This is a genomic window from Pseudomonas syringae (assembly GCF_021605415.1).
In the GTDB taxonomy this organism is placed as follows: domain Bacteria; phylum Pseudomonadota; class Gammaproteobacteria; order Pseudomonadales; family Pseudomonadaceae; genus Aquipseudomonas; species Aquipseudomonas syringae_S.
The window spans coordinates 73,473-91,191 of sequence record NZ_WKEQ01000002.1; the positions used below are offsets into that span (position 1 = coordinate 73,473).

At 58.9% G+C, this 17,719-nt stretch carries 18 protein-coding genes and 1 tRNA gene; 13 read left to right on the forward strand and 6 right to left on the reverse strand.

Translation table 11 applies throughout. The features are described 5' to 3' along the window. Window positions 1-37: 37 nt before the first annotated feature. The 13 genes from ruvA (at window position 38) to nadA (ending at window position 10,212) form a co-directional block, all read left to right on the forward strand. The gene (ruvA, locus tag GIW69_RS01945) at window positions 38-646 is read left to right on the forward strand and encodes a Holliday junction branch migration protein RuvA (protein WP_236480462.1); all 609 of its coding nucleotides are present in this window, start codon (window positions 38-40) and stop codon (window positions 644-646) included. Beyond that, complete coding sequence (ruvB, locus tag GIW69_RS01950; RefSeq protein ID WP_236480463.1) at window positions 647-1,708, forward strand: Holliday junction branch migration DNA helicase RuvB; 1,062 nt, start codon at window positions 647-649, stop codon at window positions 1,706-1,708. A 128-nt stretch (window positions 1,709-1,836) separates the two neighbouring features. Continuing rightward, complete coding sequence (gene ybgC, locus GIW69_RS01955) at window positions 1,837-2,304, forward strand: tol-pal system-associated acyl-CoA thioesterase (protein ID WP_236480464.1); 468 nt, start codon at window positions 1,837-1,839, stop codon at window positions 2,302-2,304. Then, entirely contained in the window at window positions 2,294-2,989 is a 696-nt protein-coding gene (tolQ, locus tag GIW69_RS01960; protein WP_008080223.1) for a protein TolQ, read from the forward strand. The genes ybgC and tolQ overlap by 11 nt, the downstream gene beginning before the upstream one ends. Before the next feature lie 23 nt (window positions 2,990-3,012). Beyond that, window positions 3,013-3,465 (forward strand): protein TolR, encoded by a 453-nt coding sequence (tolR, locus tag GIW69_RS01965; protein WP_161806672.1) that lies wholly within the window; start codon window positions 3,013-3,015, stop codon window positions 3,463-3,465. Further along, on the forward strand, window positions 3,465-4,544 hold the full coding sequence (gene tolA, locus GIW69_RS01970; protein ID WP_236480465.1) for a cell envelope integrity protein TolA: 1,080 nt from the start codon (window positions 3,465-3,467) through the stop codon (window positions 4,542-4,544). Before tolR ends, tolA begins: the two co-directional genes overlap by 1 nt. 17 nt (window positions 4,545-4,561) lie before the next feature. Next, entirely contained in the window at window positions 4,562-5,842 is a 1,281-nt protein-coding gene (tolB, locus tag GIW69_RS01975; protein ID WP_236480595.1) for a Tol-Pal system beta propeller repeat protein TolB, read from the forward strand. Between the two features lie 52 nt (window positions 5,843-5,894). Beyond that, window positions 5,895-6,392, forward strand: coding sequence for a peptidoglycan-associated lipoprotein Pal (gene pal / locus GIW69_RS01980; RefSeq protein ID WP_003178634.1), 498 nt, complete (start codon window positions 5,895-5,897; stop codon window positions 6,390-6,392). A gap of 6 nt (window positions 6,393-6,398) precedes the next feature. After that, window positions 6,399-7,235, forward strand: a complete 837-nt coding sequence (ybgF, locus tag GIW69_RS01985; RefSeq protein WP_236480466.1) for a tol-pal system protein YbgF — start codon at window positions 6,399-6,401, stop codon at window positions 7,233-7,235. Window positions 7,236-7,400: 165 nt separating this feature from the next. Further along, on the forward strand, window positions 7,401-8,048 hold the full coding sequence (queE, locus tag GIW69_RS01990) for a 7-carboxy-7-deazaguanine synthase QueE (RefSeq protein WP_103303960.1): 648 nt from the start codon (window positions 7,401-7,403) through the stop codon (window positions 8,046-8,048). A 1-nt stretch (window position 8,049) separates the two neighbouring features. Continuing rightward, a complete protein-coding gene (queC, locus tag GIW69_RS01995) occupies window positions 8,050-8,742 on the forward strand; it encodes a 7-cyano-7-deazaguanine synthase QueC (RefSeq protein WP_236480467.1) in 693 nt (230 codons plus the stop codon). 63 nt (window positions 8,743-8,805) lie between these two features. Next, window positions 8,806-8,881, forward strand: a tRNA-Lys gene (locus tag GIW69_RS02000). 272 nt (window positions 8,882-9,153) lie between these two features. Then, window positions 9,154-10,212, forward strand: coding sequence for a quinolinate synthase NadA (gene nadA / locus GIW69_RS02005; RefSeq protein ID WP_236480468.1), 1,059 nt, complete (start codon window positions 9,154-9,156; stop codon window positions 10,210-10,212). 109 nt (window positions 10,213-10,321) lie between these two features. Here nadA and GIW69_RS02010 read toward each other — a convergent pair whose 3' ends face one another. From GIW69_RS02010 to gcvH, 6 genes are all read right to left on the reverse strand, one after another. After that, window positions 10,322-10,810 carry an RDD family protein gene (locus GIW69_RS02010; protein ID WP_236480469.1) on the reverse strand — a complete coding sequence of 163 codons (489 nt, stop codon included), beginning with the start codon at window positions 10,808-10,810 and terminating at the stop codon, window positions 10,322-10,324. Window positions 10,811-10,907: 97 nt separating this feature from the next. Then, window positions 10,908-11,120, reverse strand: a complete 213-nt coding sequence (locus GIW69_RS02015) for a cold-shock protein (protein WP_003227496.1) — start codon at window positions 11,118-11,120, stop codon at window positions 10,908-10,910. 405 nt (window positions 11,121-11,525) lie between these two features. Beyond that, window positions 11,526-12,650, reverse strand: coding sequence for a glycine cleavage system aminomethyltransferase GcvT (gcvT, locus tag GIW69_RS02020; RefSeq protein WP_236480470.1), 1,125 nt, complete (start codon window positions 12,648-12,650; stop codon window positions 11,526-11,528). 89 nt (window positions 12,651-12,739) lie between these two features. After that, window positions 12,740-14,116 (reverse strand): L-serine ammonia-lyase, encoded by a 1,377-nt coding sequence (locus GIW69_RS02025; RefSeq protein ID WP_236480471.1) that lies wholly within the window; start codon window positions 14,114-14,116, stop codon window positions 12,740-12,742. 178 nt (window positions 14,117-14,294) lie between these two features. Beyond that, window positions 14,295-17,144, reverse strand: a complete 2,850-nt coding sequence (gene gcvP / locus GIW69_RS02030) for an aminomethyl-transferring glycine dehydrogenase (RefSeq protein ID WP_236480472.1) — start codon at window positions 17,142-17,144, stop codon at window positions 14,295-14,297. Window positions 17,145-17,155: 11 nt separating this feature from the next. Further along, entirely contained in the window at window positions 17,156-17,539 is a 384-nt protein-coding gene (gene gcvH, locus GIW69_RS02035; protein ID WP_236480473.1) for a glycine cleavage system protein GcvH, read from the reverse strand. Between the last annotated feature and the right edge of the window lie 180 nt (window positions 17,540-17,719).

Consider the following 17,719-nt stretch of genomic DNA (forward strand, 5'->3'; position numbering starts at 1 on the left):
GCCAGCCCCGGGCTGGCCAACGCTCAAGGATCTCAACGTGATTGGACGCTTGCGCGGCACCCTGGCTGAGAAACAGCCGCCGCACCTGATTCTGGATGTAAACGGCCTCGGGTATGAGCTGGAAGTGCCCATGACCACGCTTTACCGCTTGCCGTCGGTCGGTGAACCGCTGACGCTGCACACCCATTTGGTCGTACGTGAAGATGCGCAGTTACTCTATGGCTTCGCCGGCAAGCGGGAGCGAGACTTCTTCCGCGAGCTGATTCGTCTCAATGGCGTCGGGCCAAAACTGGCGCTGGCGCTGATGTCGAGCCTGGAAGTCGACGAGCTGGTTCGTTGCGTGCAATCTCAGGACACGTCGGCCCTGACCAAAGTGCCAGGCGTGGGCAAGAAGACCGCCGAGCGTTTGCTGGTCGAGCTGAAAGATCGCTTCAAGGCCTGGGAAACCGTGCCGGCGATGTTTGCGCTGGTGCCAAACCAGCCGGACGGCCCGGCGCCGGTCAACACGGCGGAAACCGATGCGGTCAGCGCGTTGATTTCCCTGGGCTACAAGCCGCAGGAAGCGAGCAAGGCGATTTCCGCCATCAAGGATAAAGATTTGAGCAGTGAAGACATGATCCGCCGCGCGCTGAAGGGAATGATTTAAGTGATTGAAGCTGATCGTCTGATCGCCGCCACGCACAGTCCCCGTGAGCGCGAAGAAGTCCAGGATCGGGCGATTCGTCCTGTCAGCCTGGCCGAATACATTGGTCAGCCGACCGTGCGCGAGCAGATGGAATTGTTCATCCAGGCAGCTCGCGGGCGTAATGAATCACTCGACCACACCTTGATTTTCGGCCCGCCTGGCTTGGGTAAAACCACGCTGGCCAACATCATCGCCCAGGAAATGGGCGTTTCGATCAAGAGTACCTCTGGCCCGGTGCTTGAACGTCCCGGCGATCTGGCGGCGCTGCTGACCAATCTAGAACCGCATGACGTGTTGTTCATCGACGAAATCCATCGGTTGTCGCCGATCGTCGAAGAAGTGCTGTACCCGGCGATGGAAGATTTTCAGCTCGATATCATGATCGGCGAAGGGCCGGCGGCGCGCTCGATCAAGCTTGATCTGCCTCCGTTCACGTTGGTAGGCGCCACCACGCGCGCGGGCATGCTGACCAATCCCCTGCGCGACCGTTTCGGCATCGTCCAGCGTCTGGAGTTCTACAGCACGGCGGATCTGGCGACGATTGTCAGTCGTTCGGCGAGTATTCTCGGTCTGCCGCTGGATCCGGAAGGGGCGTTCGAAATCGCCCGCCGTGCCCGAGGCACTCCGCGTATCGCCAACCGTTTGCTGCGCCGAGTACGGGATTTTGCCGAAGTTCGCGCCAAGGGTCACATCACCAAACCCGTCGCCGATCTGGCGTTGAACCTGCTGGATGTCGATGAGCATGGCTTCGATCATCAGGATCGGCGCCTGTTGTTGACCATGATCGAGAAGTTCGATGGCGGTCCGGTCGGCATCGACAGTCTGGCGGCGGCGATCAGCGAAGAGCGCCATACCATTGAAGATGTGCTTGAGCCGTACCTGATTCAGCAGGGTTACATCATGCGCACGCCCCGTGGCCGCGTTGTGACACGTCATGCGTACCTGCACTTTGGTTTAAATATTCCGACACGAATGGGCGAAATGCCCGTGGCAGACGAGTTTCTCGACGCCGTCGACGATTAATACACATGATGTGCCGATTTATTCTGGGAATGTGCTGTCCGACGTCGGTACTTTTCCTGTAAAGCCTTCACCCAATGAAAAAACAGTTGCCTGGCCGGATTGGCAACCTGAGGAGTAAGCACTAGAGTATGCGCGCGCAAAACGGGCTTGAGCCGTTCGCACATCGTTGTCGCGTTTATTACGAGGACACCGACGCGGGCGGCATCGTGTATTACGTTAATTACCTCAAGTTTATGGAACGGGCTCGAACCGAGCGGCTCCGACATCTGGGCTTTGCCCAATCGGAACTGGCCGGGGAGGATCTGTTGTTTGTCGTGCATTCCAGCGAAGCGCGCTACCACGCGCCGGCGCGACTGGACGACGAGCTTCTGGTAAGTGCTGATGTCATCGAATTGAACCGTGCCAGCCTGCGTTTCAAACAGCAGGTCAGGCGGGCAACGGATAATGTGCTGCTCTGCGAAGGGCAGTTTCTGGTGGCCTGTGTGCGCACCAACAGCTTGAAACCCCGGGCCATTCCAGACGCCCTGCGTGCGGCCTTCGCCGACGCGGGCAGCCCGGGTACACACTCAAAGCAGGAGATAAAGCGTGGAAGCTAACGTCGTCGACCATTCCTCCATGTGGAGCCTAGTCAGCAATGCCAGCATCGTGGTGCAGTTGGTAATGTTGACCCTGGTGGCCGCATCGGTCACTTCATGGATCATGATCTTTCAGCGCAGCAATCTGCTGCGCGCCGGTCGACGTGCCCTGGAGAGCTTCGAGGAGCGCTTCTGGTCGGGTATCGATCTGTCCAAGCTGTACCGTCAGGCAGGCAGCAATCCGGATCCGGATTCGGGCGTGGAGCAGATCTTCCGTGCCGGCTTCAAGGAATTCTCCCGTCTGCGTCAGCAACCGGGCGTCGATCCTGAAGCGGTGATGGAAGGTGTGGCCCGAGCCATGCGCGTGGCCATTTCCCGTGAGGAAGAGAAGCTCGAGCAAAGCCTGCCATTCCTCGCCACGGTCGGTTCCGTCAGCCCGTACATCGGTCTGTTCGGTACGGTCTGGGGCATCATGAACTCCTTCCGCGGTCTGGCCAGTGCCCAGCAGGCAACCCTGGCCACCGTCGCTCCGGGCATTGCCGAAGCCCTGATCGCTACCGCGATCGGTCTGTTCGCCGCGATTCCGGCGGTCATCGCTTACAACCGATTCGCTGCCCGCAGCGAAACCTTGCTGGGCCGTTACTACACCTTCGCCGATGAATTCCAGGCGATCCTGCACCGCAAAGTGCACACCAGCGAAGAATAAGCAGGTATATCCCAATGGCTTTAATCGCTCGAGCGCGCAAAAAGCGCAAGCCGGTCGCCGAGATGAACGTGGTGCCCTACATCGACGTGATGCTGGTGCTGCTGGTCATCTTCATGGTGACCGCGCCGATGCTCAATCAGGGCGTGAAAGTTGATCTGCCCAAGGTTTCCAGCGAAGCCTTGCCGCAGGACAACAACACTCAGGTTCTGACCATTTCGATCAAGGCTGACAAGACCTATTACTGGAACCTTGGCAGCGAAGTCGATACCGAGAAACAGCAGGATCGGGCAATGACCCTGCCACAGATGACCGATGCGGTGACCAAGATCATTCGCGCCGGTACTGAAGGCGGCAAGCGTACCCAGGTCTTCATCCGCGGTGACAAGACCGTCGACTATGGTTCCGTCATGGGCGCCATGGGCGGTTTGCAGAAAGCCGGGGTCGGTAATGTTGGCTTGATTACCGAGGCCCCCTGATGCAGCAACAGCGAGAGCCGTCCGCCTCGGAAAGCTACTTCTGGCCTAGTGTTCTGGCAATTGTCCTGCACGTGCTGGTGTTCGGCATGCTGTTCGTCAGTTTTGCCTTCACACCGGAACTGCCGCCGGCCAAGCCGATCGTCCAGGCGACCTTGTACCAACTGAAATCGAAAAGTCAGGCAACCACCCAGACCAATCAGAAGATTGCGGGTGAGGCGAAGAAATCCGCCGCGCGTCAGACTGAAGTCGAGCAGATGGAGCAGAAAAAGGTCGAGCAGGAAGCGATCAAGGCTGCGGAACAAAAGAAAGAAGAAGCGGCTCAAAAGGCCGAGGATGCAAAGAAGGCCGATGAGGCGAAGAAAGCGGACGAGGCGAAAAAGGCTGATGAAGCCAAGAAGGCCGACGACGCGAAGAAAACCGCCGAAGCCAAGAAGGCAGAAGAGAAACAATTGGCTGATATAGCCAAAAAGAAATCCGAAGAAGAAGCAAAAAAGGCAGCTGAAGAAGAGGCCAAGAAAGCCGCCGCTGAAGAAGCCAAGAAGAAAATCGTCGAAGACGCGAAAAAGAAAGCCGCCGAAGACGCCAAGAAGAAAACTGAAGCTGAAGAGGCGAAGAAGAAAGTCGCCGAAGAAGCGAAGAAGAAAGCTGCTGCCGATGCTGCGAAGAAGAAATCGCAGGATGCGGCACGTAAATCCGCCGAAGACAAAAAGGCTCAGGCCTTGGCAGACTTGCTTTCCGACACGCCGGAGCGTCAGCAGGCCTTGGCCGATGAGCAGGGTGACGAAGTCGCGGGCAGTTTCGATGACCTGATTCGTTCGCGGGCAGCGGAAGGCTGGGCACGCCCACCTTCGGCGCGCAAAGGCATGACGGTTGTGCTGCAGATCGGCATGTTGCCGGACGGTACGGTGACTACGGTCAGCGTGTCCAAGTCCAGTGGTGACGGTCCGTTCGATGCTTCGGCAGTGGCAGCAGTCAAGAATATTGGACGTTTGACAGAAATGCAGGGAATGAAGCCGAGCGATTTCGCTCCGTATCGTTCATTCAAGATGACATTCACACCTGAGGATTTAGCCTTGTGAGAAACCTTCTTCGAGGAATGCTGGTTGTGATCTGCTGCATGGCAGGGATCGCGGCGGCAGATGAAAAGAACATTCTGGTCACTAGCGGCAGCGATCGGGCTACCCCGATCGCCGTTGTACCGTTCGGCTTGCAGGGCGGTTCGGTACTGCCGGACGACATGGCTGAAATCATTGGTAACGATTTGCGCAACTCGGGCTATTACTCGCCGATTCCAAAGCAAAACATGATCAGCCAGCCAAGCCAGCCGAGCGAAATCATCTTCCGTGACTGGAAGGCGGTGGGTGCTCAATACATGATGGTCGGCAGCATCACGCCGGCCGGCGGCAAGCTGCAGGTGCAATACGCACTGTTCAACGTCGCCACCGAACAGAACGTGATGAGCGGTTCGGTGTCGGGCAGCGTTGATCAGCTGCGCGACATGGCGCACTACATCTCCGACCAGTCGTTTGAAAAACTCACCGGCATCAAAGGTGCGTTTTCGACCCGTCTGCTGTACGTGACGGCCGAGCGTTTTTCCGAGAAAAACACGCGCTACACCCTGCAGCGTTCGGACTATGACGGTGCGCGCGCCGTAACCCTGCTGCAATCGCGCGAGCCAATTCTGTCGCCGCGTTTCGCTCCGGATGGCAAGCGTATCGCTTATGTATCGTTCGAGCAGAAGCGTCCGCGCATCTTCATGCAGAACATCGACACGGGTCGTCGCGAACAGATCACCAACTTCGAAGGCCTGAATGGTGCACCAGCCTGGTCGCCGGATGGCAATCGCCTGGCGTTCGTGCTGTCGAAGGATGGCAACCCGGATATCTACGTGATGAACCTGGGTTCGCGTCAGATCAGCCGCGTAACTTCTGGTCCAGGTATCAACACCGAACCGTTCTGGGGCAAGGATGGCTCGACCATCTACTTCACCTCCGACCGTGGTGGCAAGCCGCAGATCTACAAAACCAGCGCCAGCGGCGGTGGTGCCGAGCGTGTAACGTTCGTTGGCAACTACAACGCCAACCCGAAACTTTCGGCTGATGAAAAGACCTTGGTGATGATCCATCGTCAGGATGGCTTCACCAATTTCAAGGTGGCAGCCCAGGATTTGCAGCGAGGTAGTGTAAAGATCCTCACTGATAGCACTCTGGACGAGTCGCCTACTGTTGCGCCCAACGGCACCATGGTAATCTACGCCACCCGCCAGCAGGGCCGGGGAGTCTTGATGCTCGTGTCCATTAATGGGCGCGTTAGGCTCCCGCTTCCTACCGCACAAGGCGAAGTCAGAGAACCGTCCTGGTCCCCTTACCTGAACTGACGCGGCGCTACACGTTTTACTTAACACACTGGGGTTCATTAGGAGTTTCACGATGGAAATGCTGAAGTTTGGTAAATTTGCTGCGCTGGCTCTGGCCATGGCTGTAGCTGTAGGTTGCTCGTCCAAAGGCGGCGACAACGCCGGTGAAGGCGCTGTTGATCCAAACGCTGGTTACGGCGCAAACACTGGTGCCGTTGACGGTTCCCTGAGCGAAGAAGCTGCTCTGCGCGCAATCACCACCTTCTACTTCGAATACGACAGCTCGGACCTGAAGCCAGAAGCCATGCGCGCTCTGGACGTTCACGCCAAAGACCTGAAAGCAAACGGCGCTCGCGTTGTTCTGGAAGGCAACACCGACGAACGTGGTACTCGTGAGTACAACATGGCACTGGGCGAGCGTCGTGCGAAAGCCGTTCAGCGCTACCTGGTACTGCAAGGTGTTTCCCCAGCTCAGCTGGAACTGGTTTCCTACGGCGAAGAGCGTCCAGTTGCTACCGGCAACGACGAGCAGTCCTGGGCTCAAAACCGTCGCGTCGAACTGCGTAAGTAATTCGATATGCGAACGTGCCGTCGTGCTGTAACTGTTCTGGCTCTCAGCCTCGCGCCGCTTGCGGCGTGGGCTGCGGTTCCTGTAGTGGATGACAACTCCGGTTATAACAATAGCGGGAGCAGTAGTCCGCCTGCGGGTTACGGTACGAACGGCGCCTATGCCGGGGGAGGGGTTTCGGCCCCTGCCTCTGCGCAGGGCATGCTGTTCAATCAACTGCAACAAATGCAGGATCAGATTTCGCGCCAGCAAGGCGTGATCGAAGAACTGCAAAATCAGGTTTCGCGCATGAAACAAGAGTCTCTGGAGCGATACCAGGATCTTGATCGGCGCATCGGATCCGGCGTTGCACCTGCCGCGACTCCCGAGAATTCTTCAACCGGTGGCGATCTCAATGCCCCCGCAGCTGCTGCTGCAGGAGCTGGGGCTGCTGCCGCCCAGGCACCTGCCGCGAGTAGCGAACCGGCTGATCCGGCCAAGGAAAAGCTGTATTACGATGCCGCTTTCGACCTGATCAAAGCCAAGGATTTCGACAAGGCCAGCCAGGCATTTGCCGCCTTCCTGCGCAAGTATCCAAACAGCCAATACGCGGGCAATGCCCAGTACTGGTTGGGCGAAGTCAATCTGGCCAAAGGCGATCTGCAAGGTGCGGGTCAAGCGTTTGCCAAGGTTTCGCAGCTGTACCCTAAGCACGCCAAAGTGCCTGACTCGTTGTACAAGCTCGCTGATGTAGAGCGCCGCCTCGGTCATACCGATAAGGTCAAAGGCATTCTGCAACAGGTGGTTGCCCAATATCCGGGCACGTCCGCTGCTCAGTTGGCCCAACGCGATCTGCAACGCATGTAAAGCTGTTTGAATCGTTTTGAAGAAACCCGCACTTGATGCGGGTTTTTTCGTTAGAATTCACGCCCTTTTTCTGAACACGCTTCCTGGGGTCCACGCGTTGGCGGGATTGCTTGAAGTGCCTGACGGAGGCGGACAGCCTGTTTAGCTGTTACGCCCGTGGCGACTATGCAAGACACATTGAGAATCACCGAAGTTTTCTACTCGTTGCAGGGGGAAACACGGACTGCCGGGCTGCCCACGGTTTTTGTGCGCCTGACCGGTTGTCCGTTGCGTTGCCAGTATTGCGACAGCGCCTACGCCTTCAGCGGCGGCACGATCCGCACCCTCGACGACATCCTCGAACAAGTGGCCGGGTTTCGCCCGCGTTATGTCTGCGTCACCGGCGGTGAGCCGTTGGCGCAACCGAACGCCATTCCCCTGCTCAAGCAGTTGTGTGACGCCGGTTACGAGGTCTCGCTGGAAACCAGCGGTGCTTTGGACGTTTCGGCTGTCGATCCACGGGTCAGTCGCGTCGTCGACCTTAAAACCCCGGGCTCGAAAGAAGCGCATCGTAACCGTTACGAAAATATCGAACTGCTGACGCCCAACGATCAGGTGAAGTTTGTCATCTGCTCGCGGGAAGACTATGACTGGGCGGTGTCCAAGCTGATCCAGTACGGTCTTGACCGCCGCGCCGGCGAAGTGCTGTTTTCGCCGAGCCATCACGATCTCAATGCGCGGGATCTGGCGGACTGGGTCGTGGCGGATAACTTGCCTGTACGCCTGCAATTGCAGCTGCACAAATATCTTTGGAATGACGAGCCGGGGCGCTGAGATGACTGAACCACTGAACACTACCGAAAAACGCGCGGTCATTTTGTTGTCCGGAGGTCTGGACTCGGCAACGGTCGTGGCCATGGCCCGTGCCGAAGGCTACAGCTGCTATACGATGAGCTTCGACTACGGGCAGCGCTCCCATGCCGAACTGCACGCCGCCGCCCGCGTCGCCCGTGACCTGGGCGTGATCGAGCACAAGGTGATCGGTCTGAACCTGAACGGCATGGGCGGGTCGGCCCTGACCGACACCCGCATCGACATCCCGGAAGAACTGGGCGAAGGCATTCCGGTGACTTACGTGCCGGCGCGCAATACCGTATTCCTGTCGCTGGCGTTGGGTTGGGCGGAAGTGCTGGGCGCGCGTGACATCTTCATCGGCGTCAACGCAGTGGATTATTCGGGTTACCCCGATTGCCGTCCCGAGTTCATCGAATCGTTCGAACGCATGGCCAACCTGGCGACCAAGGCTGGCGTGGAAGGCAACGGTTTCCGTATTCAGGCGCCGTTGCAGAACCTGAGCAAGGCGCAAATCGTCGAGGCGGGCGTGAAGCTGGGCGTCGATTATGGGCTGACGGTTTCCTGCTATCAGGCTGACGATGAAGGCCGTGCATGCGGTAAATGCGACAGCTGCCGCCTGCGTGCAGAAGGCTTCGCAGCGGCCGGCGTTAGCGACCCGACACCTTATTTTTGATTATTTTCAAATAAAGGGTTGAATAGTCGTTAAAAATCAGTATTATACGCGCCACCACGAAGCGGGTCGTTAGCTCAGTTGGTAGAGCAGTTGGCTTTTAACCAATTGGTCGTAGGTTCGAATCCCACACGACCCACCATATTTTGGCGGTTTAGAAAATCCGGAAGGCCCACGAAAGTGAGGATTTCCGGGTTTTTTTTTGCCTGCGATTTGGCCTCGTGCCGTTGTGCGGCAACGCCTCGGTGATGCAGGTCAGAATCATCTTTTGCATCCACCGGATATTCTGTAGCCTTGCGCAGCCTCAACGCTGTCCGTGCCTGATAAAACTCATCCTCCCGGCGGTACCCTTAGCGGTCCGGAGCCGGGTGTATACTCGACTTTCGCGCGAATGCGCCTGCAGGTCTTGCGAACATGACGCAAATTTCCGAACGCCTTCTGGTTCAAGCCCACCTCGATGCCAAGCAGCCCAAACCGCTGACGACCGAGCAAGAGGCTTTTTACCGTGCCGCCATCGCCGCCGAGCTCAAAGCTCAGGACGCGGTGCTGGTTGCCCACTTTTATTGCGATCCGGTGATCCAGGCCCTGGCCGAAGAAACCGGCGGTTGTGTTTCCGATTCCCTGGAAATGGCTCGCTTCGGCAATGCCCATCCGGCCAAGACTGTCGTCGTCGCCGGTGTGAAGTTCATGGGCGAGACTGCGAAAATTCTCAACCCGGAAAAACGTGTACTGATGCCGACCCTGGAAGCGACCTGCTCGCTGGATCTGGGATGCCCGGTAGACGAGTTTTCGGCTTTCTGCGATCAGCATCCGGAACGCACCGTGGTGGTGTATGCCAACACCTCGGCAGCGGTGAAAGCCCGGGCGGATTGGGTGGTCACTTCAAGCTGTGCGCTGGAAATCGTCGAAAGCCTGATGGATAACGGCGAAACCATCATCTGGGGCCCGGACAAGCACCTTGGCACCTACATCCAGCGCAAGACCGGCGCCGATATGCTGCTGTGGGACGGTGCCTGCATCGTTCACGAAGAGTTCAAATCCAAGCAGCTCGAAGACATGAAGGCGCTGTACCCGGATGCCGCGATTCTGGTGCATCCGGAATCGCCGACGTCGGTGATCGAGTTGGCGGACGCCGTGGGCTCCACCAGTCAGCTGATTGCAGCAGCGCAAACCTTGCCGAACAAGACGCTGATCGTAGCCACTGATCGCGGCATCTTCTACAAGATGCAGCAGCTGTGCCCGGACAAGGTCTTCATCGAGGCGCCCACGGCCGGTAACGGCGCGGCATGCCGCAGTTGCGCACATTGCCCGTGGATGGCCATGAACACCCTTGAGCGCACGCTGAAGAGCTTGAAGGAGGGGACGAACGAGATCTTTGTTGACCCGGCGTTGATCCCACAGGCGATTCGCCCGCTCAAGCGCATGCTGGACTTCACGCAGGCGGCACGGATGAAGCTGGCCGGTAACGCCTGAGACGTGTAGGAGTGAGCCTGCTCGCGATAGCGGTGTGTCAGTTAATGTCGACTGATAAACCGCTATCGCGAGCAGGCTCACTCCTACATTGGTATTTGCTGTATGGGGATTATTTTGTTTTCTTTGGAATGCGCACCAGGCGGGTGCCGGAATACATGTCATGCCACGTACGTTTCTGCTTGTCGAACAATGACCAGAAGAACCCGAGCCCCACGCACAGCCATGATGCAATCGACACCATAAACCGCAGCAACGCCTGCCACAGGCTGATCGCCGTGCCATCTGCGTTCTGCACGCGAACACCCCAGACTTGCATGCCCAACGTCTGCCCGCCGTGTGTCCAGAATTTGGCGAAGAAGCCAAACAGCACCAATAACAAAACGGTGGAGTAGAGCGGGTCACCATCCAGTTTCCCGGCGTCAGTCATCACGCGCAGGCGCTCCTCACCGATGATTGCAGCCTGGATCATTTTGTAGATGCCGCCCGTGACAATCAGCAGGGCAGTGCATAGCAGAAAATCATAGAACATCGCCGCCAGACGACGACCCAGCCCAACGGCCGGGAAGTCGCCCTGAGGGGTGAGCAGGTTTTTCGACATGGCAGCCTCTGGATGCTAAATAAAGCGCCATCTTACGGATTTGCGCCCACAAAAAAGCCCCTGATATCAATATCAGGGGCTTTTTTGTAACTGCGGATCAGGCTTCGGCTTGTACTTCGTCAGCCTGCATGCCTTTTTGGCCTTGCACAGCAACGAAGGTCACTTTCTGGCCTTCTTTCAGGCTCTTGAAGCCGTTGCCCTGAATGGCGCGGAAATGCACGAACAGATCCGGACCGCTTTCTGGAGTGATAAAACCAAAACCTTTCTCGTCGTTAAACCACTTGACGGTGCCGCTCTGACGTGTGGACATTTCTTATTTCCTTTGACGCAATAATTAATGACAGTCTCCTTCTCGTGAAAGAGTACTGGGGCTGGTTGCAGGAGAGTAAGAAGACGTCGAACGGGATGTAGCTAACTTTGTAGGCTACTGCCCAGGTCACGATTCAAAGCTGACCCATGCAAACACAGTAGACAAACTCTACGCCAACTACGGGAGAAAAAACAAGCCCCGCGAAGCCCCCGGTTTCTCGGGGCATTGTGGCTATATGTCAGTTCATTAGTGGGGGCTTATGCGATTGCCTTGTTCCATTGTTTTCGAACGTTATAAGGCAAGTTCATATTCGAATCGAATGACCAGTAGTGCACTGTTTTATGGCGATTGCGTTACACATTAGTGCACGTTTAACGCAATCGCGTTACTTATAGAAACAGTCAATCAACCGCGATAGTAGCGTTGCGGAACAAATGGCATTTTGCTTACAAGCATTTGCACCTTTTTCCCACGAACGATGGCCCATACCGGCGTATCAAGTGCGACGTAAGCGGTGTCCAGGTAACCCATCGCCAGCGGGCCACCCAGCGTCGGGCCGAAACCGCCGCTGCAGACGCTGCCGATCATCTCGCCGGCTTCGTTGACGATCTCGGCGCCTTCACGCACGGGCGTGCGTTCTTGTGGCAGCAGACCGACGCGTTTGCGCTGCACGCCGCCCTGTTGTTGTGCGAAGACCTGCTCGGCGCCGGGGAAGCCACCGGCCCGCGCGCCATCGGCACGGCGTGGCTTGGAGATTGCCCACAGCAGGCTGGCTTCGATTGGCGTGGTTTCGGTGTTCATGTCGTGGCCGTACAGGCACAGGCCGGCCTCCAGACGCAGCGAATCTCGCGCACCAAGGCCGATGGCCTGGACTTCCGGTTCGGCCAGCAGGGCGCGGGCGATTTTTTCTGCGTCGGCGGCGGGCACGGAGATTTCGAAACCGTCTTCACCGGTGTAGCCCGAACGGCTGACAAAGCAGTCCACGCCCAACAGCGTCACACGGTTGAACTGCATGAACGTCATCTGCGCGACTTCCGGCGCCAGGCGTGCCAGCGCAGTGACGGCAGCCGGGCCTTGCAGGGCGAGCAGGGCACGTTCTTGGAACAGCTCCTCAATGCTGCACTGATCACCGATGTGTTTTTGCAGGTGCGCCAGATCCTGATCCTTGCACGCGGCGTTGACCACCAGGAACAGTTCGTCGTTACCCAGATTGGCAACCATCAGGTCATCAAGGATGCCGCCCTTGTCGTTGGTGAACATCGCGTAGCGCTGCATGCCCACCGGCAGGTCGATGATGTCCACCGGCACCAGGGTTTCAAGAGCCTTGGCGGCATTGGCGCCGGTGAGGCGGATCTGGCCCATATGCGAAACATCGAACAACCCGGCCTGCTCGCGGGTGTGCTGGTGTTCTTTCATCACGCCGAGCGGGTATTGCACGGGCATGTCGTAGCCGGCGAACGGCACCATGCGCGCGCCAAGTTCGATGTGCAGAGCGTGCAGCGGGGTTTTCGAAAGTTGTTCGGTGGACATGCGGAGCTCCTTTGAAAATGGTTAAGGAATAAGGATCAAAAGCCCCTCATTCCAGCCCTCTCCCGGAGGAAAGGGGGCTATAAGCGTGATCAGCATTCAATAATGTTGACCGCCAGACCGCCGCGAGCGGTCTCTTTGTATTTGCTTTTCATGTCGGCGCCGGTCTGGCGCATGGTGCGGATGACTTTGTCGAGGGAGACGAAGTGTTGCCCGTCACCGCGCATGGCCATGCGTACCGCGTTGATCGCTTTCACCGAGCCCATGGCGTTGCGCTCGATGCACGGCACTTGCACCAGCCCGCCAATCGGGTCGCAGGTCAGGCCGAGGTTGTGTTCCATGCCGATCTCCGCAGCGTTTTCCACCTGCTGCACGCTGCCGCCGAGCACTTCGCACAAGGCGCCGGCCGCCATCGAGCAGGCAACGCCAACCTCGCCCTGGCAACCGACTTCGGCGCCGGAGATCGAGGCGTTTTCCTTGTACAGAATGCCGATGGCCGCTGCCGTCAACAGAAAGCGCACGACGCCGTCATCGTTCGCGCCGGGAATGAAGCGCATGTAGTAATGCAACACCGCCGGAATGATTCCGGCCGCGCCGTTGGTGGGGGCTGTCACCACGCGCCCGCCGTTGGCGTTTTCTTCGTTGACCGCCAGTGCATAGAGATTGACCCAGTCGAGTACCGACAGCGGGTCACGCAGCGCTGATTCCGGGTTTTTGCACAGTTGCCGATGCAACGCTGCCGCCCGCCGTTTGACCTTCAAGCCGCCCGGCAAAATGCCTTCGTTGCGACACCCGGCTGCGACACAGTCCTGCATCACTTGCCAGATTTTCAGCAGGCCGGCACGGGTTTCCGCTTCCGGACGCCAGGCGCTTTCGTTGGTCAGCATGACCTGGCTGATCGACAGGCCGTACGTGCTGCAATGGCTCAATAAGTCCTTGGCGCTTTTGAACGGGAACGTCAGCGGCGTGGCGTCTTCGACGATACGGTCGGCGCCGGCCGCGTCTTCATCGACGACGAAACCGCCGCCGACCGAATAGTATTCGCGGCTGCGGATCTGAATCCCCGCTGCGTCAAACGCGCGAAAGATCATGCCGTTGGGGTGATAGGCCAGCGGTTTACGGATCATCGCCAGATGTTCTTTTTCGTTGAACGCGATGCTGTGTTCGCCGAGCAGGTTCAAACGCCCGCTGCCACGAATGGCTTGCAGGCGGGCGGCGACGGTTTCGGTGTCGACGGTGTCCGGGTGTTCGCCTTCAAGGCCAAGCAGCACGGCCTTGTCGCTGCCGTGCCCCTTGCCGGTGGCGCCGAGCGAGCCGTACAGCTCGACCCGGACACTGGCGGTCGCGCCCAGCAGGTTTTCCCGGCGCAAGCCTTCAGCGAAGCGCGCAGCCGCGCGCATCGGGCCGACGGTGTGAGAGCTGGAGGGGCCGATGCCAATCTTGAACAGGTCGAATACGCTTAACGACATGAGGGCTCCTGCGGAGCAGAGGTGAGCTTCAAGCGGCAAGCTGCAAGTTAAAGACGGATCGGCTTTTCCTTGCAGCTCGTGTTCACGCCGCAGTGCATGCAGAAAGATACAAGCCGCCAGTAAAAAGCAGATCAGCCCTTACTTGCAGCTTGTAGCTCAAAGCTCGCAGCTGCTTCCTTTAAGCATAGCTTTCGATCGACGGGCAAGCGCAGACCAGGTTGCGGTCGCCGAACACGTTGTCGACGCGACCGACCGGCGGCCAGTATTTGCCTTCGATCAACGAGGCCACCGGGTAAACGGCTTGCTCGCGGCTGTACGGGTGAGTCCACTCGCCGACCAGTTCCGCAGCGGTGTGCGGCGCGTTCTTGAGCGGGTTGTCGTCCTTGTCCAGCGTGCCGTTTTCCACTGCGCGGATTTCCTCGCGGATGCGGATCATGGCGTCGCAGAAGCGATCCAGTTCTTCCTTGGATTCACTTTCGGTCGGCTCGATCATCAGCGTGCCGGCGACCGGGAACGACATGGTTGGGGCGTGGAAGCCGAAGTCGATCAGGCGCTTGGCAACGTCATCGACGCTGATGCCGCTGCTGTCTTTCAGCGGACGCAGGTCGAGGATGCATTCGTGCGCCACCAGGCCGTTGCTGCCGGTGTACAGCACCGGGTAGTGCTCTTCGAGGCGACGGGAGATGTAGTTGGCGTTGAGGATCGCCAGTTGCGAAGCGCGTTTCAGACCGGCGCCGCCCATCATACGAATGTACATCCAGGTGATCGGCAGAATGCTTGCACTGCCGAACGGTGCCGCGCACACCGCGCCTTCCTTGCGTTCCATCTGGGCGTGGCCCGGCAGGAACGGGGTCAGGTGCGATTTCACGCCAATCGGGCCGACGCCCGGGCCGCCACCGCCGTGCGGGATGCAGAAGGTTTTGTGCAGGTTCAGGTGGGACACGTCGCCGCCGAACTTGCCCGGTGCGCAGAGGCCGACCATCGCGTTCATGTTGGCGCCGTCGATGTACACCTGACCGCCGTTGTCATGAATGATGTCGCAGATTTCGCGAATGCCTTCTTCGAATACGCCGTGGGTCGACGGGTAAGTGATCATCAGCGCGGCGAGGTGTTCGCGGTGCTCGATGGCCTTGGCACGCAAGTCTTCGATGTCAACGTTGCCACGGGCATCGCACGCGGTCACGACCACACGCATGCCGGCCATGTTGGCGGTCGCCGGGTTGGTACCGTGGGCGGACGACGGGATCAGGCAGATGTCGCGACGGTCTTCGCCACGGCTCTGGTGATAGGCGCGAATCGCCAACAGGCCCGCGTATTCACCCTGCGAGCCGGCGTTCGGTTGCAGCGAGATCGAGTCGTAGCCGGTGGCGGCGCAGAGCATCGCTTCCAGCTCGTCGGTCAGTTGCTGATAACCGGCGCTTTGCTCGGCTGGGGCGAACGGGTGCAGGGCACCGAATTCGGCCCAGGTCACCGGGATCATTTCGCTGGCGGCGTTGAGTTTCATGGTGCACGAGCCCAGCGGGATCATGGTGCGATCCAGCGCCAGATCCTTGTCCGCCAGTTTGCGCAGGTAGCGCATCAGCTCGGTTTCCGAGTGATAACGGTTGAATACCGGGTGGCTGAGGATCGGCGACTGACGTACCAGCGCAGTCGGGATGGTGCTCTGCACTGTGGCTGCGAGGGCTGTGAAGTCCGGCAGGGTTTTGCCGTCGGCGAACACGGCCCACAGGGTTTCGATGTCGGCTTGCGACGTGGTTTCGTCCACCGACAAACCCAGGCGCTCGCCGTCGACCACACGCAGGTTGATCTGCTGGGCGCGAGCCTTGTCATGCAGCGCGGCGGTGTGTGCGCCGGTTGCCAGGGTCAGGGTGTCGAAGAAGTTTTCTTGTTCAACGTTCAGGCCCAGTGCGGTCAGGCCCTTGGCGAGAATCGCGGTCAGGTGGTGCACGCGGTTGGCGATCTGGGTCAGGCCTTTCGGGCCGTGGTAGACGGCGTACATGCTGGCAATGTTAGCCAGCAGCACTTGTGCGGTGCAGATGTTCGACGTGGCTTTCTCGCGGCGGATATGTTGCTCGCGGGTTTGCATCGCCAGACGCAGCGCCGGTTTGCCGAAACGGTCAACGGAGACGCCGACCAGACGGCCCGGCATGTCGCGCTTGAACGCATCTTTGGTGGAGAAGTAAGCCGCATGCGGGCCACCGAAGCCCAGCGGCACGCCAAAGCGTTGCGCGCTGCCGATGGCCACGTCGGCACCGAACTCGCCCGGCGGCGTCAGCAAGGTCAAGGCCAGCAAGTCAGCGGCCACGGCGACCAGCGCGTTGGCGGCGTGGAAGCGTTCGGTCAGTTCGCGATAATCGAAAACATCACCGTTGCTGGCCGGGTATTGCAGCAGCGCGCCAAAGAACGGCGTCACGTCGGTCAGTTCGCGCTCATCGCCCACTACGACGTCGATGCCCAGCGGCTCGGCACGGGTGCGCAGCACGTCGAGGGTTTGCGGGTGGCTATGGATCGAAGCGAAGAAGGCGTGGCTGCCCTTGTTCTTGCTCAGGCGTTTGCAGAAGGTCATGGCTTCGGCAGCGGCGGTTGCTTCGTCGAGCAGGGAGGCGTTGGCGATCGGCAGGCCGGTGAGGTCGCTGATCAGGGTCTGGAAGTTCAGCAGCGCTTCGAGACGGCCCTGGGAAATCTCCGGCTGGTACGGCGTGTAAGCGGTGTACCAGGCCGGGTTTTCCAGCAAGTTGCGCAGGATCGGCGACGGCGTATGGGTGCCGTAGTAGCCCTGGCCGATGTAGGTCTTGAACAGTTGGTTCTTGCTGGCGATGGCTTTGATCAATGCCAGTGCATCGGCTTCGCTCAAGCCGTCTTCCAGGCCAAGCACGCTGGTGCCCTTGATGCTTTCCGGGATGACGCTGGCGCTCAGGGCTTCGAGGGAGTCGAAGCCGAGGCTGTTGAGCATGGCTTGCTCGTCACCAGCGCGCGGGCCGATGTGACGGGCGATGAATTCGTTGGCAGTGCCGAGAGTGGTGGTCATGTCGGTGTTCCTCAGGCTTCGGCTTGGGCTTTGATCAGGCGGTCGTAAGCGTCCTGGTCGAGCAATTTGCCGACGGCGGTGGCGTCAGTTGGCTGGAAGCGGAAGAACCAGCCTTCGCCCAATGGATCTTCGTTGACCAGTTCCGGGCTGTCTTCCAGTGCCGGGTTCACTTGCAGCACTTCACCGTCGAGAGGCATGTACACGCCGCTGGCGGCTTTTACCGATTCCACGGTCGCAGCTTCCGCGCCTTTGTCGTAAGCCTGCAATTCAGGCAGTTGCACGAACACCACGTCGCCCAAAGCGTTCTGCGCGAAAGCGGTGATGCCGACTGTAACGCTGCCGTCAGCTTCGGTGCGCAGCCATTCGTGATCTTCAGTAAAACGCAACTCGCTCATGGAAACTCCTAAGGGGCCAGACGTGTCTGGTGGACGCGATGGAAAGCTGGGGCTGCAAAGCCCTGGTTTATGAGCGGTTACTTAGCAAGAACGCGGCCATCATTGAATTTATCGTTATAAATCAATTGATTAGCGTATTTCGTAGCGAGAGGGTTTATGGCCGCTGTAGCGAAATCGCTA